At 37.7% G+C, this 19,940-nt stretch carries 20 protein-coding genes and 2 tRNA genes; 8 read left to right on the top strand and 14 right to left on the bottom strand.

From position 1 onward, the window contains the following. Positions 1 to 22: 22 nt before the first annotated feature. Positions 23 to 1,162, top strand: a complete 1,140-nt coding sequence (gene folK, locus G504_RS0115605; protein ID WP_019671132.1) for a 2-amino-4-hydroxy-6-hydroxymethyldihydropteridine diphosphokinase — start codon at positions 23 to 25, stop codon at positions 1,160 to 1,162. A 208-nt stretch (positions 1,163 to 1,370) separates the two neighbouring features. Here folK and G504_RS0115610 read toward each other — a convergent pair whose 3' ends face one another. Continuing rightward, positions 1,371 to 1,913 carry an RNA methyltransferase gene (locus tag G504_RS0115610; protein WP_019671133.1) on the bottom strand — a complete coding sequence of 181 codons (543 nt, stop codon included), beginning with the start codon at positions 1,911 to 1,913 and terminating at the stop codon, positions 1,371 to 1,373. Positions 1,914 to 2,106: 193 nt separating this feature from the next. Between G504_RS0115610 and mutS the strand changes: the two genes are divergently transcribed. Further along, positions 2,107 to 4,689, top strand: a complete 2,583-nt coding sequence (gene mutS, locus G504_RS0115620; protein ID WP_051089577.1) for a DNA mismatch repair protein MutS — start codon at positions 2,107 to 2,109, stop codon at positions 4,687 to 4,689. Positions 4,690 to 4,750: 61 nt separating this feature from the next. On the opposite strand, the gene G504_RS19705 is transcribed toward mutS, so the two are convergent. Then, complete coding sequence (locus G504_RS19705) at positions 4,751 to 4,909, bottom strand: hypothetical protein (RefSeq protein WP_205619675.1); 159 nt, start codon at positions 4,907 to 4,909, stop codon at positions 4,751 to 4,753. Positions 4,910 to 5,043: 134 nt separating this feature from the next. On the opposite strand from G504_RS19705, the gene G504_RS0115630 reads away from it, so the two are divergent. The 3 genes from G504_RS0115630 (at position 5,044) to G504_RS18875 (ending at position 6,726) form a co-directional block, all read left to right on the top strand. Then, positions 5,044 to 5,116: transfer RNA gene (locus G504_RS0115630), tRNA-Gly, on the top strand. Between the two features lie 55 nt (positions 5,117 to 5,171). Next, a tRNA-Leu gene (locus G504_RS0115635) sits at positions 5,172 to 5,256 on the top strand. A 381-nt stretch (positions 5,257 to 5,637) separates the two neighbouring features. Then, the gene (locus tag G504_RS18875; RefSeq protein ID WP_169336923.1) at positions 5,638 to 6,726 is read left to right on the top strand and encodes an acyloxyacyl hydrolase; all 1,089 of its coding nucleotides are present in this window, start codon (positions 5,638 to 5,640) and stop codon (positions 6,724 to 6,726) included. Positions 6,727 to 7,196: 470 nt separating this feature from the next. Here G504_RS18875 and G504_RS0115650 read toward each other — a convergent pair whose 3' ends face one another. Continuing rightward, complete coding sequence (locus G504_RS0115650) at positions 7,197 to 7,997, bottom strand: DUF6090 family protein (protein WP_019671139.1); 801 nt, start codon at positions 7,995 to 7,997, stop codon at positions 7,197 to 7,199. Between G504_RS0115650 and G504_RS19710 the strand changes: the two genes are divergently transcribed. Continuing rightward, complete coding sequence (locus G504_RS19710; RefSeq protein ID WP_019671140.1) at positions 7,996 to 8,145, top strand: hypothetical protein; 150 nt, start codon at positions 7,996 to 7,998, stop codon at positions 8,143 to 8,145. The genes G504_RS0115650 and G504_RS19710 overlap by 2 nt on opposite strands. 23 nt (positions 8,146 to 8,168) lie before the next feature. Here the strand turns inward: G504_RS19710 and G504_RS0115660 are convergent, their stop codons facing one another. The 11 genes from G504_RS0115660 to G504_RS0115710 form a co-directional block, all read right to left on the bottom strand. Continuing rightward, entirely contained in the window at positions 8,169 to 8,942 is a 774-nt protein-coding gene (locus tag G504_RS0115660) for a DUF6090 family protein (protein WP_157473433.1), read from the bottom strand. A 110-nt stretch (positions 8,943 to 9,052) separates the two neighbouring features. After that, complete coding sequence (locus G504_RS0115665; RefSeq protein WP_019671142.1) at positions 9,053 to 9,430, bottom strand: cupin domain-containing protein; 378 nt, start codon at positions 9,428 to 9,430, stop codon at positions 9,053 to 9,055. Positions 9,431 to 9,546: 116 nt separating this feature from the next. Continuing rightward, a complete protein-coding gene (locus tag G504_RS0115670; protein WP_019671143.1) occupies positions 9,547 to 10,176 on the bottom strand; it encodes a hypothetical protein in 630 nt (209 codons plus the stop codon). A 120-nt stretch (positions 10,177 to 10,296) separates the two neighbouring features. After that, positions 10,297 to 11,034 (bottom strand): DUF6090 family protein, encoded by a 738-nt coding sequence (locus G504_RS19325; protein ID WP_019671144.1) that lies wholly within the window; start codon positions 11,032 to 11,034, stop codon positions 10,297 to 10,299. Next, complete coding sequence (locus G504_RS19715) at positions 11,027 to 11,164, bottom strand: hypothetical protein (protein ID WP_157473436.1); 138 nt, start codon at positions 11,162 to 11,164, stop codon at positions 11,027 to 11,029. The genes G504_RS19325 and G504_RS19715 overlap by 8 nt, the downstream gene beginning before the upstream one ends. Positions 11,165 to 11,190: 26 nt before the next feature. Next, on the bottom strand, positions 11,191 to 11,934 hold the full coding sequence (locus G504_RS19915) for a DUF6090 family protein (RefSeq protein WP_019671146.1): 744 nt from the start codon (positions 11,932 to 11,934) through the stop codon (positions 11,191 to 11,193). 162 nt (positions 11,935 to 12,096) lie between these two features. Further along, the gene (locus tag G504_RS19335; protein WP_019671147.1) at positions 12,097 to 12,816 is read right to left on the bottom strand and encodes a DUF6090 family protein; all 720 of its coding nucleotides are present in this window, start codon (positions 12,814 to 12,816) and stop codon (positions 12,097 to 12,099) included. A gap of 175 nt (positions 12,817 to 12,991) precedes the next feature. Continuing rightward, complete coding sequence (locus tag G504_RS0115695; protein WP_019671148.1) at positions 12,992 to 13,804, bottom strand: DUF6090 family protein; 813 nt, start codon at positions 13,802 to 13,804, stop codon at positions 12,992 to 12,994. Between the two features lie 65 nt (positions 13,805 to 13,869). Continuing rightward, a complete protein-coding gene (locus G504_RS0115700; RefSeq protein ID WP_019671149.1) occupies positions 13,870 to 16,296 on the bottom strand; it encodes a CehA/McbA family metallohydrolase in 2,427 nt (808 codons plus the stop codon). 81 nt (positions 16,297 to 16,377) lie between these two features. After that, positions 16,378 to 17,211 carry an alpha/beta hydrolase gene (locus G504_RS0115705; protein ID WP_169336924.1) on the bottom strand — a complete coding sequence of 278 codons (834 nt, stop codon included), beginning with the start codon at positions 17,209 to 17,211 and terminating at the stop codon, positions 16,378 to 16,380. Positions 17,212 to 17,349: 138 nt separating this feature from the next. Beyond that, on the bottom strand, positions 17,350 to 18,411 hold the full coding sequence (locus tag G504_RS0115710) for an alpha/beta fold hydrolase (RefSeq protein ID WP_026348625.1): 1,062 nt from the start codon (positions 18,409 to 18,411) through the stop codon (positions 17,350 to 17,352). A gap of 370 nt (positions 18,412 to 18,781) precedes the next feature. Here G504_RS0115710 and G504_RS0115715 point away from each other — a divergent pair, with 370 nt between their 5' ends. Both G504_RS0115715 and G504_RS0115720 read left to right on the top strand, forming a co-directional pair. Next, complete coding sequence (locus tag G504_RS0115715; protein WP_026348626.1) at positions 18,782 to 19,240, top strand: hypothetical protein; 459 nt, start codon at positions 18,782 to 18,784, stop codon at positions 19,238 to 19,240. Positions 19,241 to 19,400: 160 nt separating this feature from the next. Beyond that, positions 19,401 to 19,892 (top strand): hypothetical protein, encoded by a 492-nt coding sequence (locus G504_RS0115720; protein WP_157473439.1) that lies wholly within the window; start codon positions 19,401 to 19,403, stop codon positions 19,890 to 19,892. Positions 19,893 to 19,940: the final 48 nt, after the last annotated feature.

The raw sequence follows: 19,940 nt of genomic DNA on the forward strand, positions 1-19,940 counted from the left end.
GGCGTACCTTTGTTTACACACTATGAAGGAAGCCAAAACAATATATCTTTCGCTTGGAAGCAACCTTGGAAACAAACTTTTCAATCTGCAGCGTGCCGTCCTGCTCTTACAAAAGGAGCTTGGAACCATTCTTAAAATTTCCGGTGTTTACAAGAGTCCTTCATGGGGGTTTGAAGGAGAAGACTTCCTGAATGCGTGCTTGTCCGTCGAGACCAAACACACACCGGCCGAGGTACTGCATATTATCTTAAGAATTGAGCAGGATATGGGCCGACTGAGATCTGAAGGAGAAGGATTTCAGTCCAGAATTATTGATATTGATTTGTTGTATTATAATTCCGAAATAATTCAAACAGATGAACTAACAGTACCACACCCCCAAATGCATTTAAGAAGATTTGTCCTAAAACCCCTGGCAGATATTGCTCCACAATTCTATCACCCTGTGCGGGGCAAGGATACCAGAAATTTGTTGCAGGAATGCAAAGACAAGACTGGTTTGCAGCAAACCCCTCATAAATTATACCCCAGCAGGGAGTTACTCTTTTCGCAATTGCATTTGGTAGCTATTGAAGGTAATATTGGTGCAGGCAAAACTACCCTGGCCAGGAAAATAGCCAGTGAGCACAATGCCAAACTTGTATTGGAACGTTTTGCGGACAACCCTTTTTTGCCGAAATTCTACAAGGATCAAAGCAGATATGCCTTTCCATTGGAAATGTCTTTTTTGGCCGACAGGTACCAGCAGTTTACAGATGATACCTCCCAATTTGATCTTTTTAAGAACTTCATGGTAAGTGATTACGATATCTGCAAATCCCTGATTTTTGCGCAAATAACTCTGCAAAAAGAGGAATTTAAGCTATATCGTAAAATGTTTAATTTTATGTATAATGAAGTAAAAAAACCCGATATCTACATCTTCCTCTACCAGAGTACCGAACGTTTATTAGAAAATATTAAAAAAAGAGGACGTTCTTATGAACAGGGAATAGACAAGGAATACCTGGAGCTGATAAATCGCGGGTATTTTGATTATTTAAAGGGTTTTCCTCCCAGCAAAAGCCTGGTCATTGATATTGCGGATCTCGATTTTGTTGAAAATACCTCGCATTACGAATTAATAATTGACAAAATTCTTGAACAGGCACTTACCCAATAAAGCCATTTTTTACCCCCGATTTTAAAGAAAAAGCACTTGCCTTTTTAACACTTATTTAGCATTTTTCTTGCATAGTTGAAAAGGAATTACTTTATTGCACCTCCAATTTAGAGAAACTAACTAACTCAAACTATATACCCGAAAACCCTGGCTTTTTTGTCAGGGTTTTTATTTTCAGGCAGTTACGGCCTAAAATCCACCACTAAATTTATTTCATTTTTAAGGCAGGCTGAAGCTTAGACCATAGGTCCCAAATGACTACTCCGGCACTTACAGCTATATTTAAGGAATGCTTGGTTCCATACTGGGGTATTTCCAAAACACCCATACAACTATCAACCACTTCCTGTGAAACCCCTTTTACTTCATTACCAAATACCAGCGCATACTTTGTTGAACTTTCAGGAATAAATTGATTTAGTGGAATGGCATTTTCCGTTTGTTCCACCGCCAAACACAAATAGTCTTTCTTTAGGTCCTTAATTAAATCTACGGTATTCTTTTTATACTCCCAGGCTACACTCTCGGTTGCCCCCAGCGCCGTTTTGTGAATATCCTTATGCGGGGGTGAAGCGGTTATTCCACATAAATAAATCTTTTCGATCAGGAACGCATCCGCGGTTCTGAAAACAGAACCTATATTGTTTAAACTCCGGATATTGTCTAAAACAATAACCAGGGGGGTCTTTTGTGCGTTCCTGAACTGATCAGTATCCAGGCGGTCCAGCTCACTGTTTTTAAGTTTTCGCATATTTAGACTAAGATTTCAAAATCCAGGGAATAAGCCTTCCCATAAATGAACTTGTACTAAGTTATCCGAAAATATCAACAAGGGGTCACAAACCCTGGGAAAAATAGTATTTTCGTTTACTCCCTGAATGACAAAAATAGGGTAATAAACTGCTTTGGCCAATTCCGGTAAAATAAAGAAAGTGACGCCTCTTATGAGGCAGTACAACACCATCAAGACGAAATATCCTGATGCACTGTTGCTATTCAGGGTTGGCGACTTTTATGAAACTTTTGGAGAAGATGCCGTAAAAGCGGCAGGAATTCTTGGAATTGTGCTAACTCATAGAAACAATGGTGGCGACAGGACAGAGCTGGCAGGTTTTCCACATCATTCATTAAACACTTACCTCCCCAAGCTAGTAAAGGCTGGGCAACGGGTTGCTATCTGTGATCAATTGGAAGACCCTAAATTAACAAAGACAATAGTAAAAAGGGGAGTTACAGAGTTGGTAACCCCCGGGGTGGCATTAAATGATGATATCTTAAGTGCCAAATCGAATAATTTTCTCTGTGCCGTTCATTTCGGAGCTAAGCTGCATGGGGTCTCTTTTCTGGATATCTCAACCGGTGAATTCTTAACGGCCGAGGGCAACCTGGAACAAATAGATAAATTGCTTCAAAATTTCGCGCCTAATGAAGTTCTGGTTTCCAAAGCACATAAGACTGATTTCAAGGAAGCTTTTGGCGCTGGTTTGCACACTTTCTTTCTGGAAGACTGGATCTTTCAGGAGGACTATGCCCGGGAGACCCTTACCAACCATTTTAAGACGGCAACTTTAAAAGGTTTTGGTATTGCTCAGCTAAAGTATGGCATAATTGCTTCAGGGGCGGTGATGCATTATCTTTCCGATACAAGGCATAATCAATTACAGCATATTCAAAAGATACAAAGAATAGCAGAGGAGGAATATATCTGGATGGACAGGTTTACCATAAAAAACCTGGAATTGTATCATTCACAAAATGAGAATGCTGTTACGCTTATAGACGTTATCGACAAGACTATTTCCGCCATGGGCGGGCGCCTGTTAAAACGCTGGCTGGCACTTCCTCTTAAGAATATTGAAAGAATAAGGAACAGGCATGAGGTAATTTCTTATCTCATTGAAAATGAAGACTCACTGCATAAACTACAGTATGGTATTAAACATATTGCAGATCTTGAACGACTTATTTCCAAAGTTGCCACCGGCAAAGTGAATCCCAGGGAAACCGTGCAATTAAAAAATTCACTGGAAGCCATTGTACCCATAAAACAATTAATTGTCCAAAGTGAAAACAAATCCTTGCGGTTATTAGGAGATCAGTTAGATACATGCGATAAGGTTCGCGAAAAAATAAAAAAGCTGTTGCAGGAAGATGCCCCAATTAATGTTCTCAAAGGCAATGTTATTGCAAAAGGATATTCTGCAGAGCTGGATGAACTCAAGGAGCTAGCCTTTACCGGAAAGGACCATCTGGACCAGATGCTGAAAAGGGAAACAGAACGAACCGGCATTACATCCCTGAAAATTGCATCCAATAATGTTTTTGGATACTATATTGAAGTGCGCAATACGCATAAGGAGAAGGTTCCTGAAGATTGGATTCGCAAGCAAACCCTGGTGAGTGCAGAACGTTATATCACGGAGGAATTAAAGGAATACGAAGCTAAGATCCTGGGAGCTGAGGAGCGTATCCTAAGTCTTGAGCAGCAGTTGTTCTCGCAATTAGTGGTATGGTTGCAGGAATATATTTCTCCGGTGCAACAAAATGCCCATCAGATTGCCAGGCTTGATTGCCTGTGCGGTTTTACACAACTGGCAAAAGAAAACAATTATGTGGCTCCCTCCTTAAACGACAGTACTGAAATTTCCATAAAAAATGGCCGGCATCCTGTTATTGAAAAGCAACTGCCCTTAGGCGAAGCATATATTCCCAACGATCTGGTCTTAAACAGGGAATCTCAACAAATTATAATGATTACAGGACCCAATATGAGTGGTAAATCAGCCATATTAAGACAAACCGCGCTCATTGTTTTGCTGGCGCAGATGGGAAGTTATGTTCCGGCAGAAGCCGCCCAGATAGGTTATGTTGACAAGATTTTTACGCGAGTTGGTGCCAGTGATAATATTTCCCTTGGAGAATCTACTTTTATGGTGGAAATGAATGAAACGGCATCTATCCTCAACAATCTTTCGGAGAGAAGCTTAATCCTGCTTGATGAAATTGGAAGGGGTACCAGCACGTATGATGGTATTTCCATTGCCTGGGCTATTTCTGAATATTTGCATGAACATCCGGCAAGGGCAAAAACCCTTTTTGCCACCCATTATCATGAACTCAATGAAATGGCAACCACTTTTGAGCGGATAAAGAATTACAATGTTGCTGTAAAAGAGTTAAAGGATACGGTTTTGTTTTTAAGGAAGCTTGTGCCCGGGGGAAGTGAGCACAGTTTTGGGATCTATGTGGCTAAAATGGCGGGTATGCCCCAGCAGGTTATCCATAAGGCCGGGAAGATCTTAAAAAAACTGGAAAAATCGCATTCCAGCGAAGAACTCACAGATAATCTGCAGGCGGCACAAAATGAAATGCAACTCAGTTTTTTTAACCTGGATGACCCTCTGCTTGAGCGGATAAAGGAGGAACTGATGCATTTAGATATCAATACTCTAACCCCTGTTGAAGCATTGATGAAACTTAACGAAATTAAACGAATGCTCACCAAGAATAAAAAAGCTACTTCCTGATTTAAGTGGACTAATTACTTCTGATCCGGGGCACCATAATCCGGGATAATTTTTTTTACATTTAATAGGCATCTTCCTGTTCTTTTTGGTTAAAAGTTCTTTGCTTTCTATAGAATTGTATTAAATTTGCGTCCGCAACCATTTTTGAGGTGCCACGTTCTTTAGAATACGCGAAAATAGCTTCCCGATAGTTATCGGGAGTTGAGCGCCACATTGCCACAGCAATAAGGGTTCAAAAACTGAAGGGCTATTTTCTAAATACGCGAAAATAGCTTCCCGATAGTTATCGGGAGTTGAGCGCCACATTGCCACAGCAATAAGGGTTCAAAAACTGAAGGGCTATTTTCTAAATACGCGAAAATAGCTCAGTTGGTAGAGCGCCACCTTGCCAAGGTGGAGGTCGCGGGTTCGAATCCCGTTTTTCGCTCAAATTAAGAACCACGTGCTGCCCGTGTTCAGGCAGCCGCTACCAAGGTAGTTAGGCTCGAGTGGTGGAATTGGTAGACACGTTGGACTTAAAATCCAATGGCCATTATGGCCGTGCGGGTTCAAGTCCCGCCTCGAGTACAGATGAGAAGAAAAGTCAGAGCAAAGCTCTGGCTTTTTTTGTTTCTAAAACAGACCCGAGTTTGCTCGAGCGAGAGTTTAAGAAACGAAAGAAGTTAGCCTGTAAGGCTTACTTTTCTTTTTTAAAGATGTTCGGGCGCGACAAACCGATCCCGATAGTTATCGGGAGAGGTAATTCTCCGCCTCTAGTGCAGATACACGCAAAAACCGGATGTAATGTGTGCTTTTGCCTGTTCAAAATGTTTGAGCTGGGATGATCATTTGTTCCGGCAATATCCGCCAAAGAAGACCAAAAGAAATATATCTAAATGAAGGTTTTGCTTCGTAAATTAGTGTTAGATATTTTTAGGCGACAATTATCGATTTAAAATGTGGTCAGGTTTGAGAATTTGGTGTTTATTTATTGCAATTTTCCTTTACTCAACAGAATATTCTTTCTCTCAGAATACAAGTGACTCACTTAATTCAGTGAAGCTGGTTGGACTGAAATTTCACCTAGGTTCGGTACTTATCCACAGCCGGGAGCTCAGACCAATTGAGGATTCCTACCCTACTGGCATTGAATTGGATTTGGCCTGGCACAAAATATCTCAAAAAGCATGGGAGTCATGTATGTGTTATCCAAAACTTGGTATTGCGCTCACCTATTGGGGATTTGACAATAAGGAAGTGCTTGGACAAGGGATAACGGGACTCTTTTATATAGAACCTGTATTTAATACCAAGGGCAGAGTAAATTATTCCGTGCGGGCAGGTCTTGGTTTATCGTATCAGAACTCCCCATATGATCCGATTTCAAATCCGGATAATCAGAGCTACAGTACCTATATAGGTTTTCCCTTGCAACTGGGAGGAACGGTACACTTTAGAATCAAATCCCGTTGGTTACTGAATGGGACACTGGTATATAACCACATTTCAAACGGTGGCGTCAGCCAACCTAATAAGGGTATTAACTGGCCCTCTATAGGTATTGGTATGGCCTATTATCTAAAAGAGTTTGAATTTAAGAAAAGAGCTGTCAACAACTGGAGAGATCTTGGCCCGCCTCAAAAAAGGCTGGATTTTACTTTTTTTATGGCCTATGAAGAACCGAGAGATAATCTATTTCTGCTTTCCCCTGGTCTGGAAATAAAATGGAGCAAGCAGTTTGCCCGGGTAATTGCATACACCTTGGGAGGGGAAGTCATGTATGATAATGGTACCGGATATGTACTTGAACAGAACGGAGATGAAGCTAGTCCTGTGAACGCCGGAATAGCAGTTGGTCTTGAATTCTTATTAGGAAAGTTTCTTTTCAGTCAGCAATTTGGAGTCTATCTTAACAACCCTAATCCTTTGCACTCGGATGTGTATCAGAGATACGGGCTGGTATACAGGATTAACAAGCATTTTAACATTGGAATCAATCTGAAAGCACATGGTCATGTGGCGAACTTCCTTGATATTAGAATGGGTTTTTCCTTATGAGTTTAGAAATGATACAGATTTTTTTTGGACATAGAATTAAGAACCGTATTGAATACATTAGAACCTTCTTAATCGATTGATTTTAATGGTTTACTGATAATATAAATCGTTTCTTTCCTACATTCTTATTTACGACATGAATAAAGACTTTATTATTCAAATCTTCTTAGGAACATTGCTATATAAACCCGGGCTATCTCCTTCTTTAAATGTTCCTTTGCCTATTATCTCATCCTTTTCATTATCCCAAATAACCTCAACAAAGAACAGATCTATGGCGTAAAGGACATATTTTTAGTGCCTTCAATAACAATATCCAAAAACTTTCCTTTAGAAAATACAGTATCGTACTGCTCATCTTCTGATAGCATTTTGTATTCGTAAAGAGTCATTGTAGCAATTTAATTATGTTGAGTGCAGTTATAATGCAGAATTAGATTGTTTTAATTATAGTCTTTGTTGTGCTTTCGTTATTGTTCTAATTCCTGATCTATTGACAATATGACCTGTTCAGCCCTTTTCCTGCTATTAACAAGTGTTTCACAAGTCAAAGAAACCTTATCTAATAAGGTATGTAACCTGATTATAATAAGTTTGTTTTCTCTAATAAGTCTAATTGGATCTTCTACATCACTCATCCTTCTAAGATCAATCTGATGTTGATTCTCTAATAAATCTTTAGTTTTCATTGTTATTTCTAGATTATTATCCCACAATGCCCCGGAAAACCACATTTCTGCATTAAGATAGTATTCGTTAATTATCGATTTTAATTCTGGGTTATTCAAAGCAGAAAACAGACCCGAATTGCCAAATTCTATAATGGCTTTATCATTTATAAACGACCCTACTGTGCTCAAATCGATCGCTGAAAAACATGCCTCAAAATATGCTCGATCCCAACCCTCAGGAATAGGTTTGTTCCACAAAACCCGAGGTTGGTTAGGAAATTCATCATATTGGTAATCATATAGTCTAACGGTTTCACCGGCCATTTCTAATATATACTTTATGGCATGAAATCTAAACCCTTCCATCCCAAGAACCCTGTCATGTGATTCAATATCAGATTGAATTGCAGTTTTCAAATTTTTTAATTGCAGATTAACCTGATTTTGAATCTGGCGGTTTTCATTCCAATTATTGATCTGCAAGGCAATTAATATCCCAACAACCACTAATACAACCTCACCAATAGCATATCTGGCGTATTTAAAAAACTGGTTGTCATCAGCGAGTTTTTTACGGATTTTTCTAAAGAAGTTAATCATGGAAAGGAAGCAGTTGGTTGTTCTTCCTAAGGTAAGGAATTATTATAAGGAACTTAAAATCAAGACCACCACATTATGCAATATCATGGATGTTTTGGTGGTTGGGGAAGATTGCCAGCCTTTCCTTATCTTTCTTCACCCGCCTTAGTTATTTTTTCCATATAGAAATAGTCAATCATACGTATTTAATTTTCCAAGTTCCCTATTTATATGTGCAAGAACCAATTCTATTCGATCAATCCCCGCAAAATTCAAACCAATTTTCCGCCTTCTAATCTGAAATGTTTCCTGGAGATCAATTTGTAATTCATTATCATTTCTAATCTCAGAGATAGATTTTATTTTGAATTTATATTCAGGATATCGGGAATAATTTAATTGATTCCCTACTATTTGATCTGTTAAAATGAAATGTTTTTTATAATAAGGATGAAGTGCCATGCTGATATCCCATCTAGGATTCGATTCATCCCATTCTTTTATCCTTGGGAAAGTGAGTTCGTATAGTTCCGTAATCTCTAATCTAAGTGAGTCATTTGAAATTATATTCATATCAGAGGATTTAAAAGATTCATAACCTGATGAATTTGGGAAAAAATGTCGGTCTTGACTCAAAGAACTAAAGTGCAGAAATATTGAATCCTCTAACATATTCTCACCTAATAAGAAGCGTTTGAACTTATTGCCATTTTTTTGACTTTCTAGATGACTCTCATAGTCGTTTTTGAGATCGATTAAGGTTCTATCCAAATCTGTTCTTATAGTTTTGAGCAACTCAATTTCGACAACTTTACTTTTACGATCCTCATTCCAATTATTGACCTGCAAGGCTATTAGTATCCCAATAACTACCAATAAGATCTCACCTATAGCATACTTCATGTATTTCAAAGGCTTGTTATCGTCTGCGAGTTTTTTGCGAATACGTCTAAAGAAATTTATCATAGTCTTAGTCTTAATGCCCTCCCGCCGGCTGGCCCATTCACTAAAAACATTCGCTGAATGTTTTTTTAACGCTCTGTCCTCTAAAGAAGTTGATCATATTTTAAAAATATTTACTCGTTTAATTCAATTAGCAAGGAGTGAAATTCTGTATAGCCTGTATTTTCAATTGAATGTACGACATCTTTTATCTTAAATTTTTGTCCTTTTTTGAATGAACGTTCCATAACGGTATCATTAACGATATTTATCCTTAATTCGGCATCCTCAAGAAAATACGCGTACATAGGTGGATGATGATGTATGGGTTCTTTTTCTCCAGGTTTAAGAACATGGTCTACAATCCGAACATTTTCATTCTCATATAAAATTGTGTAGTAAGGCTCAGGAAGAGGTGTAAAGGCGGAATCTTTAAATGAATTTTGTAGCAAGTATAAAAGCGCTATTCCTATTACAATTCCCATAGCCAGGAAAGTAATTTTAGTTTTCATAGTTGGTGAAGTTATCTATTTCCTAAGGTAAGGAATTATTATCTATGGCATAAAGGACATACTTGGTGTTACTATCAATATAAATATCCAGGAACTTGGCTTTGGCAATTGAAAGGTCAGAATATCAAATTGAACGTAATTTGATGGATTATCCATAGTGAGATGATCAACAAATATGGTTTATAATTCCTGCCATTTTTTCTATCGAGAAATATTAACCCGATCAGGATAAGATATATCACCATGCAAAAAACATTCTGATTTACTTTATCTGACAGCCCTAACCAGAAAATTCCAATTCTGCCTAATGTAGGGTCTAGAAAAACCAGTGCTGCACCGATCATATACCTCATATGTTTTGGAGTGTTGAGCTTATAATAAATTGCCAGTGAATAAAACAACACTAACATAATAACATCCGATAAAGGAAAAAATAAAATGGCCGGGGCATCTGAATTGGCTATCCTTACCATTCCCGGAATAAAAGATAAAATAAGCAGGGGGAAAACCCAGTATGAAATTTTCCCCACCAGACGGTGCAGTTTATATTTCTTTTTTCTTATTAACAGGGGTTGGGCTATAAGCATCAAAATCCATATAGAAGCAATTGCGGCATGAATATGAATATAGGTATTAGTCTCTTCAAATGTTGGAAACTGATTAAAATAGGTTTTGTAAAAACCGAAAAACGTAAACGGAATCAATAAAAGCAAAACGTAACCTAAATTTTTATATGCTTTTTCCATTATTTTAAGTTTTGTATCATAATAACCGCTAACAGTCTCTTATATAGATCCTTTTAATGGTTTATATATATTGTTAGCCTTTCGTTATTTTTAAATTTCTTATTTATCTCTTTTATACAATCAATCAGATTTTTTTAATTCTTGCCTCACCATGTGCAAAATTCGCTGGTTTTCTTCTCTGTGATCGGTAATCAGGTCTAAAAAGTACATACGTTGACCTTCAGTTTTATTAATAAGGGCAATAAAATAATAGTTTTGCAGTATTTTGTCTGGTTCAAAAGGAATATAAAACACATCCTCATCGTTCTTATAAATCTTCTGAACAAAATGTTCGTCAATAAACTTCTCCCTATCTGCTTTGTCTACATCACCCCATTCCAATTCTACATGAAAACGTGGTTGTGTTTCTTCAAAAAATAACATCAATTCTTTTTTCAGACTGTCATTTTGAACAATTTCAAAACCTGTATTTTTAATGGATTCATATCCCATATCGGCGAGTTTAAATCCGGAGGTATTCATTAGGGCACTATGGAAAATCACGGAAAGGGAATCGTGGTATGGCATTTTTTGATCAAGGACATTAATTATATGCTGCCCTGCGCCACGGAAATAGTTGATAAAGTGAAACCGATTTTCCATCAAAGCCTCATTCTGCTCTAAATTATCGACTAAATTCTCTAGCAGTTTTTTCTCCAATACCTTGTCTTTTCTCACTTCATTCCAATTATTAATCTGCAAGGCAATCAAAATCCCAATAACCACCAATAAAATCTCCCCAATAGCATACCTCATGTATTTTAAGGGCTTGTTATCGTCTGCGAGTTTTCTGCGTATTCCCCTAAAAAAATTAATCATAGTTTCTAATAATATTTTCAAGACGTCCGCAAGCGGCTATCTCAACCATCCCGATAACTATCGGGAGTCCACTGGACATTTGATTTTGCATTTGCAAAATTCTGTTTCGATAATGGAAGAAGTTGATCATTGGTTATTGTTAGCCTTTCGTTATTTTTAATCTGCTCCATTTAATTGATCATCAATGCTGGCGATCAGGTTTTCAGCGTCAGCTATTTTGCGAGACATATCACCAATGTATGCTCTGCGATACCTGAATGATTTTTCCAATGCATTTCTGACCCCTCTTTTATTAAAGATTTCGTTAAAGTCGAAATCAACCTTATTGGCTTTTGGATTTATTTCATTGTAATCGACATTTGGATGAATGTGAAGTATTTCAAGTTCTTGCAATGTTTCCCCCAGTTTTGTAATAGCAGCATTAATAGATTGGGTTTCTTGAAGGTAGGTTAAGAATTTGCGATTCAATTCTTTATCAATTCTATCAATCGTACCCTGCGCAATTACTAAATCATTTCGATTGATGTTTTTATTAATCGGAGTAAGTATTTGAAAATCAGTCAGAGCCGAAACGATTTCCTGATGTTCATCAGGAGTAAGACTTTGAACACCACCATCAAACAACTTTATGGTGTTTTTTATGTTATCATTAATTCTCTGATAATGAGATTTTCTTTCCCTAAGTGATGATATATCTACTGACAATTCAACTTTCAAATTGTTCAGAAACTCAATATCCTGGATGTGAATTTTTCTAAGTTCATTCCAATTATTAATCTGCAATGCAATCAAAATTCCAATGACTACCAACACAATTTCACCAATAGCGTATTTAAGATACTTTCCAGTTTTACCTTCTGAAAGTAGATGTTGACGGATTTTTTTAAAGAATTTTATCATTGGTTATAGTTTCTATTCCGAAGCCTTTCGGCCTTCGGAGCCAGGTTACTTGCGCCTCCGATAATGCTTCAGCCGCACGCGGACGGCCAAGCAGGCCGGCGCAGGATTATTGAAGCACAACGGATAACTTTGGTCTTCATAGTTTTTGCTGGTGTTTCAATTTTACTGCAACGCATCCTTAATAAGTTGGAGGACTCTTTCGGTTTCCTTCTTACACAACATCATCACCTTAAAAACTCTATTTCTTCCACCCTCTATCTCCCGGACAATAGTCATAAATTTTTTATCTTCTATCAGAGAACCATAGTCCAGAGGAATTAAGCCTGGATCAGAGGGTCCAATGTAAAAATAATCTTGCATCCACATGGGATTACTCCCCCAGGTGGCATTGACCACTTCTGTCTCCTGGACATAGCTTGGATAACTTGTTTCAAATAGCGATAAGATTTCATTCTTAAGCACTTTTGAAGTAAGAATTTCAAAACCAATATTTTTAAGAGATTCGTACCCATTTGTGTTTAAATTTAACAGGTAAGAACCTGACCTGTTAAATTGGCTAAAATGATACTTCAATGTATCTGTGTACGGCTTTCTTTCCGCAATAATCTCTATCATAGTCCCGGTGCTCTTGTTTATTTCATTCATCTCAGCGGCAGCGATATCAATAAGAGCAAGGTTTCTTTCTAAATTGTTCTCTAACTCCAGTAAAATGCTTTTTTCGATAATTCTCTCCTTCCTCCACTCATTCCAATTATTAATCTGCAACGCAATCAATATCCCAATCACAACCAATATAATCTCGCCAATTGCATATCTGGCATATTTGAAGAACTGGTTATCGTCGGCCAGTTTTCTACGGATTTTTCTAAATAAACCAATCATCAGAAGTAAATGTTAGTTGTTCTTCCTAGGGTAAGGAATTATTAAATATAGCATAAAGGATATAATTGGTGTTGCCATCAATATGAATATCTAGGAACTTGCCTTTTGAAAATACAGTATCCTAATGGTCATCTTCAAAAAGTATTTTGTATTCGTACAGAGTCATTGTCCTAAGTTAATTATTTAATTGATTCAACTCGGTCTTAATGTCTTCCAATACCTGCAAGGCCATTTGGCTACTGTTCAAAAATGTCTGGCAGCTCCAAGATATGTTATCTAGCAAAATGTGGAGCTTTGAAGTTATTACAGTATCATTTTTAAATAATTCTATCATGCCTTTCACATCTCTTACCCTTCTGCTATCTATTTGGTGTTGATCGAGCAAGAAATCCCTTATTTGCAGAGATATATCAAGTTTGTATTCCCAGGCCCGACCAACATACCTAGTATCAGTATAGATGTAATATTCATTGATTTTCTTTTTGAGTTCTACATTTTTCAATGAAGAGAACAATCCAGTAGAATTAAACTCACTAATAGCTGATTTATTTATAATTGATCCAGTTGGGCCATTATCTAAGATAGATAAACAAGTTGTAATATATTCCTCATCATATTCTTCGGGAATTGGTTTGTCCCACATAAAAGACCATTGATTCTTTGGAAATTTATGGTAGTCATAACTGTAAATGAGAATTTCTTCTTCAGCCAGTCCTAATAAGTATTTTACAGCATGAAATCGAAATCCTTCTTGGGACAAAAGATTTTCATAGCTTTTTACATCACTTTCGATCGCATCAATAAGGTTAATCAATTGAGCTTGTACATTCTCTTGGGTCTTGATTTTTTCATTCCAATTATTGATCTGCAAGGCAATCAATATCCCAACAACCACTAATACAATCTCACCAATAGCATATCTGGCGTATTTAAAAAACTGGTTATCATCTGCGAGTTTCTTGCGGATTTTACGGAAGAAGCCAATCATGAGAAGTAAAAGTTAGTTGTTCTTCATAAGGTAAGGAATTATAGCCATTATTGTGGAGCATATTTTCATTCAACATCTTCAATGATAGTCAGCAATTTTTGCCTGGCCTTTTCGAAATGAGCGGTAATATTAGGTGCCGGATTATCTCCATATGCCTGTTTCGTCATATTTTCGGACACTTTTAATATTTCCAGAAGTTTATTGGCTGCTACTACTTTGGCAGCAGAAGACGTACTTCCTATTACATTGAACCAAATTGGTGAACTCTCTGCATATATATAACTATCCATCACAGGCCACTCACTCTTGCTCCCTGTAACCCGACCGGTAACCCACCCACCTTCCGGAACTTTAACAGAACCTTTATAACTTAAACTATTGCCATCTTTACTTTTCGTTGACCATACCACTTCGCCATTGATGAATATTTCAACTTTGTCGTACGGTACCGGCGAATAGGTGTTAAGCGTCCAATTAACATTCTTTTTCTTGGTTGTTACCACTTCGCCTACCTCTTTGCCATTTACACTGAATACCAGTTGCGGGCCATTGCTCACAAAGCTTCTTCCTTTTATAAGACCTTTTAAAAAGCTTTGTTCAGTCAAAGGGCCTTCCGGTTTTACGTATACCCTGGTAGCCCCTATTGCCATGGTTCTGTAAAAGTTGTTCATCACATCACTACCGGCAGACATGGCCATTGGAATGCCCAGATTTAAAAACTCATGCCATAGGGAAGCCGTTCCGATTTCATCAGTCCATAAACAACCAATTTCGAGGATACCAACCTCTCCCAAAATACCATCCGCGACTAAAGCCTTTGGTATAGATTGATGCGATTTTTCCTGAAATGGATCCTGTACTGAGACAGGGTGTACATATCCGGCTAAAGCTCCTTTATTTCTGGCAAACCTTAAGGGCTCCGCATTTAACCTGTCATCTTTTCCATAGATATCATAAGATGGCCCCCATACCCATGGCCAATACAATTCCCTGGTTCCGATTATGTTGAGATGTCCAAAGTAATGGGAACGAACTTCCTGTCCGAATTTTAATATCGGGCTTCCCTCATTTTGATAGTTCATCAGGTGTTTTTCCAAAAACCGATTACCTAAATTGGCCACAAGCGGGTAGCCAATATCGATACCTTCTGCCGCAAGATCAACTAAGATATCCTCAGGGTCTAGTTGATTCGTACCTCCATAATTAAGATGGAAATGATTGTCAGCAGCATACCATCCTTCTGCACTGGCATCCCATATTCTTTCCAAATTCAATGTCACTTTGTTATTTCCTTCTGCTATTTTGACCTTTTGCACTTGCTTTTCGGTTTCAAAACCATGAGTTGCTGTAATCGTTACTTCACCGATAGGGGCCCGGACTTCAACCTCCCCGGAAGAGTAAAAAAAGACCATTCCATTTTGGCCTTCACTGTGTATAACGCCACGGCCCGGGATAACAGGATGCCCATTGCTATCAGAAATGCTTAGCCGAACTGCTTCTTTCTGTCCATCAACATTGCTTGCAATGTGCAAGGTGCCGGTTGGTGCTTGCCAATCCCACACTTCTACGTTCAGGGTTTCTGGTTCCCCGCCAAATACACTTATTCTTTTCAATTCAGATATTTCCTGCTTATTATACTCCGCATAGTAAACCCAGTCACCTTCATGGTTGAATTTAGGAACAAGGGGCAAACCGGATCCTTTGGTTAGGAGCATTCTGCTTTCAGGAACATTAATATTCAGGAGATTTAGTTCATAATTATCTCCATTTGGCCAGGTATACACCAGGGTTTCATTATTGGGGGACAGCGAAAAGGCTGCTTGGGATGCGAAGTTTTCCTGTACCAGATGGGAAGAAGTGTTTTCAGATAGATCATGAAGCATAATGGCATCATAAGAGAATCCTTTCTTTTCCAGAAAAATCACTTTGGCTTCATCGATCAAAGGAACAGGCAACCTTTCAAGGTTTTTTGATGTGGTAAGTAAAGTTTCTTTTGATGTGGATAATTCTAGCTTCCATAAATCGAATGATCCGTTTTTTGCTGAAGAATAATAGATAAACTTACCGGAAGCAGAGAATATAGGGTCTAATTCTAATCTATCCGAATCTACAAGAACAGTTTCTTTTTTTGAGGGAAGATCTAATAACACAATCTGCGTATCTGACCCGGTATCTCTTACAAAAACGATTTGCTTCCCATCAGGAGACCAGTTAGGCCTGGCATCCATGCCGGAGGAATGGGTAACTCTTGTTGCTTTTGATGTATTGGGTTCGTAGAGCCATAACCATCCTTTTGCTGAAAACACAAGCTGGTCGTTTGTGGGTGATGGAGCAGGATCCATCGGGCCCGAATTGAGAACAGGCAGTTCATAGCCTTCAAGATAAACATGATGCCCATAGCCATCTACTTTTGGGTATCTATTTGTCCATTGTGCATGGGTGTATGTTATGCTCAACAGCAAAAAGATTGTAATTGGTAAAAAATTCTTCATTTTCAATAAAATTATGATTTAGTTTCGTTATGCTCTACTAGTTATTTCCAACGGTCTTGATAAAAAGTTTTTTAATGTAATTTATCTTTTGTTAGTAGTCGTTAATGGATTGTTGAAATTATTACTGATGAAAATTAATGCATCATCCAAGGCAGTGCGGAAGTAAATTCTATTATGCTTACCATCCCTTACCCTATACTCATGGGCAATTTCCAAATCACGTAGTTTGATATGAAATAAGGAATTCCCTTTATACAAGTGGTCATCGTCACCAATATCAATATAGTACTTGACTTGACTGATTCTTTTAATTGGCAAATTGCTAATGAGATAAAGGATACTATTTGAATTCCAAAAGTCATTTATCCTTACTGTGTTCCTATTAATTTCTCCAAAGGCACTTTTATAATTTTTCAAAAAATCCTCATATGGCATCTCTTCAATCTGTTCGTCAGTTCTAATGGCAGCTGCCAGGACAGCACAGGCATTAAATAATTCCGGATGGTGCAGACTATATAGCAAGGCGCCAAAGCCACCCATTGATTGTCCGGCTATTCCTCTAAAAGCTTTTTCCCCTCCACATTTAAATCTTTTTTCAACAGCAGGCACAAGTTCTTCAATAAAGTAATCTTCAAACTGATAATCACCATTTATGTTATTCAGGTAAAATGTCATTTCTGCATCGGGAATAACAACTACCATCGGGTTAACCTTACCACTCGCGATTAAACTATCCATTTTACCCTGAAAACCTGCATCCACCAACCTTTGATGTAAGTCAGGTCGCGTTCCGCTTCCATGTAAAAGATAAAGGACCGGATAAACTTCCTGAGAGGAATCATAGTCTGGTGGAAGATAAATATTGAACAGTTTGTCCCTGGAGAGAATTTCACTCTTAATTGATACGTTTGTCAAGATTTTGCTAGCCTGGGCAAACGAATGAATGCCAGTAATACACCCTAATAAGAGAAACAGAAATGTTTTTAGGATCATCATCTTACTTTAATTGATAAGACTACTAACGACCTTAATAAATGATCGTTCTTATGCCGTTTATTTATTGTTAGTATTCGTTTTATAATCTACCTCAGTAAATAATATTTTTCTAATTGTTTCAAATCCCAATGAATCTCGTAAAATTCCATGTCCGGCACCTTCAACAATTTGCATGTGGACATACGGAGACCCTACAGACGCCAGTTTTTCATAATAAGTAAGCCCTTGATTTAAAGCACCTACCTGATCATTGCCCCCATAAATAAGGTAAACACTGGTATTTGGATAATAGTACCTCCCTCCATGAGAAATACTGCTATTTTTATAAACCTCATAATAGGTAGTATCACGCAGTTCACAAGGCCCTTTTGCATCTAAATTAAAACCTAAACTTTGATCGATTACTGTTCTGGCTCTCTTAGAATAATGGAGCTGACTATTTAGAGGATCGCTATCAAAACATCCAATATCTAACCTCCCCATCCAAAAACCAGCAAAAATAATAGCCTTGTCTGTGATACTATCGATTCCATAAAAACTAAGCATGTAGGCTATCTGTGCAGCTCCTCCTGAACTGCCAAAAAGAATAAACGGCTTATCCCTTTCTACTAAATTATCAAAGATATACTGAGTAATTGAAGCAGGATGAACAGCCAATTTACGAAAGCCTTCTCTTTTCTCCTTACTACCTTTGAACCATCCTTCGTTCCATTTTATTTGAATTACACGATATCCTTTTTCTAATGATTCTTCTATTATGGTATTACCTGATTTTTTTGCACCATAGAAGAAATTACCGTTTCCACCTGAGTACATTACAACAGTTCCAATTATATCTCCTTCAGGCTCATCTATCCTTAAAACTCCGGTTTTGGTTTCGAATACTTGAGAGGAAGATGAAGTAAATTTATAGCACTTACTTGTCTCACATGTATGTGATTTAGGATTAAAATTGACCACACCCAGATCCAATGTTCCAGACGCGTCACCATTTTTGTCGGTTTTACATGACGCTAAAAAGGATATTGCAATAAGAATTCCCGAAGCATAAATCAGATATTTACCGAATTTGTTTTCTGGCAATAATTGTTGTCTAATATGTCTGAAAAACTTGATCATTTATTTTAATTTTCTGGCCTGTGCACCGACACCGCCATGGCCCAGCCACTATGGCAGAGTAAGGTGGCTCCTCACTACCTAAGGCCTGCAAGACCTTTCCTTTCTATTCGGACCACTAAAGAATTTTATCATTGTTACAGACTGGTCAAAGTTGTTGCCAAGTTGTACTATAAGGACTAATATAACTTAAAATCCCGCAATATTTCGGGTTATGTGGACCTCTTTGGCTTTTTATCCTCCATTTATTGGTTTTGATGTCAATTGCCTGCTATTTTAGAAGAAAAGATTTTTTAAACGCTTATATTAAGACATAAACGCCTTTAAAAAGGGAGCTTATTCTGTAACTTGGCAATAACTTAAATCACTACAAATGAAAAGACTTAATCCTATAATTTTAATGATATTTTGCGCAACGATATCATTTGGCCAGAACACATTAGAAACCGACAAATCATATATAAAAAATTTGATTATTGGGTCTTTTGACGAAATTTGGTCTGAATTGAACTCTAAAAACATTGATAAGTACTACACAAAAGATTTTCTGCTTTTGGAAAATGGAGAGGTGTGGAATAACGACTCCATTTCAGATTATCTGGACAAAGCCGTACTTAAAAACCCAATTTCCAATCGACTGAACACCATTGAATTTATTGAAGTTAAAGTCTCAGAAGGAATGGCCTGGGTTGCATACAAAAACCAGGCTACTTTTTCTCTGGACAACGAAATAATCAGAAAAATTCATTGGCTGGAAAGTGCGACCGCAATTTTAACGGAAAATGGATGGCGACTGGAAATGCTCCATTCAACCCGGACGGAAATCAAATAATTACCACTCCCGGAACTGAATAAAAATAATTACCTAAATTTAGACGTGCCTAAAAGTAGTTACAAGTTTACCGCGTCTGATTTTCCTATGAAAAAAACCTCCCACCTGGACCCGGAACTATTCTTATTCAAGACCCTTGTGTAGATATTAAAACGAACTAATGAAACGAAATAATCCTTTATTCTTACTCTTTATGTCTTGCATTAGTCTTACGATATCCGCTCAGGAAAATATGGAGGATACAAATATTTTTCTTAGGATATATAATCCACAGGGCATAAAATTTAGCAAAGGAAAGCTCGTTTCTATCCAGGATAATGCAATTTTATTAATGAGACACAAAAAAAACATTTCAATTGAGGTATCTGAAATTGGAAGGATAAAAACAAAGCGCGCTCTGGGGCATAATATTGGAATTGGTGCACTGGCTGGCACTTCGGCAGGAATTATCTATGGTTTTGCGCAAGGGGCAGATGGAGGTGCTTTTGGCACAAACTCAGGCGGAGATAACGCATTGGTATTTGGAACACTTGGATTACTGGCGGGCTCCTTTGCCGGTGGAATTAGTGGAATAGGAAAGAAATCGAGATCCTTTGAAATTAATAAAGATCCTGAGCAACTGCGCAAATTCAGGGAAATAGTGCATGAATAATTCTGCCAGGCATTATTCCCCTTTCCAAATGTCATATATTTAATCGGT

Origin of the sequence: Eudoraea adriatica DSM 19308 (genome assembly GCF_000382125.1) — a bacterium.
Classification (GTDB): domain Bacteria; phylum Bacteroidota; class Bacteroidia; order Flavobacteriales; family Flavobacteriaceae; genus Eudoraea; species Eudoraea adriatica.

Coding starts and splice junctions, on each gene's coding strand:
- G504_RS0115720 (WP_157473439.1), top strand. CDS start 19,401: ATGAAACGAAATAATCCTTTATTCTTACTCTTTATGTCTTGCATTAGT.
- G504_RS0115710 (WP_026348625.1), bottom strand. CDS start 18,411: ATGATCAAGTTTTTCAGACATATTAGACAACAATTATTGCCAGAAAAC.
- G504_RS0115610 (WP_019671133.1), bottom strand. CDS start 1,913: ATGCGAAAACTTAAAAACAGTGAGCTGGACCGCCTGGATACTGATCAG.
- G504_RS19915 (WP_019671146.1), bottom strand. CDS start 11,934: ATGATAAAATTCTTTAAAAAAATCCGTCAACATCTACTTTCAGAAGGT.
- G504_RS0115670 (WP_019671143.1), bottom strand. CDS start 10,176: ATGGAAAAAGCATATAAAAATTTAGGTTACGTTTTGCTTTTATTGATT.
- G504_RS0115715 (WP_026348626.1), top strand. CDS start 18,782: ATGAAAAGACTTAATCCTATAATTTTAATGATATTTTGCGCAACGATA.
- G504_RS19325 (WP_019671144.1), bottom strand. CDS start 11,034: ATGATTAATTTTTTTAGGGGAATACGCAGAAAACTCGCAGACGATAAC.
- G504_RS0115665 (WP_019671142.1), bottom strand. CDS start 9,430: ATGAAAACTAAAATTACTTTCCTGGCTATGGGAATTGTAATAGGAATA.
- G504_RS0115660 (WP_157473433.1), bottom strand. CDS start 8,942: ATGATAAATTTCTTTAGACGTATTCGCAAAAAACTCGCAGACGATAAC.
- G504_RS19710 (WP_019671140.1), top strand. CDS start 7,996: ATGGAAAGGAAGCAGTTGGTTGTTCTTCCTAAGGTAAGGAATTATTAT.
- G504_RS0115695 (WP_019671148.1), bottom strand. CDS start 13,804: ATGATTGGCTTCTTCCGTAAAATCCGCAAGAAACTCGCAGATGATAAC.
- G504_RS0115700 (WP_019671149.1), bottom strand. CDS start 16,296: ATGAAGAATTTTTTACCAATTACAATCTTTTTGCTGTTGAGCATAACA.
- mutS (WP_051089577.1), top strand. CDS start 2,107: ATGAGGCAGTACAACACCATCAAGACGAAATATCCTGATGCACTGTTG.
- G504_RS0115650 (WP_019671139.1), bottom strand. CDS start 7,997: ATGATTAACTTCTTTAGAAAAATCCGTAAAAAACTCGCTGATGACAAC.
- G504_RS19715 (WP_157473436.1), bottom strand. CDS start 11,164: ATGATCAACTTCTTCCATTATCGAAACAGAATTTTGCAAATGCAAAAT.
- G504_RS19335 (WP_019671147.1), bottom strand. CDS start 12,816: ATGATTGGTTTATTTAGAAAAATCCGTAGAAAACTGGCCGACGATAAC.
- folK (WP_019671132.1), top strand. CDS start 23: ATGAAGGAAGCCAAAACAATATATCTTTCGCTTGGAAGCAACCTTGGA.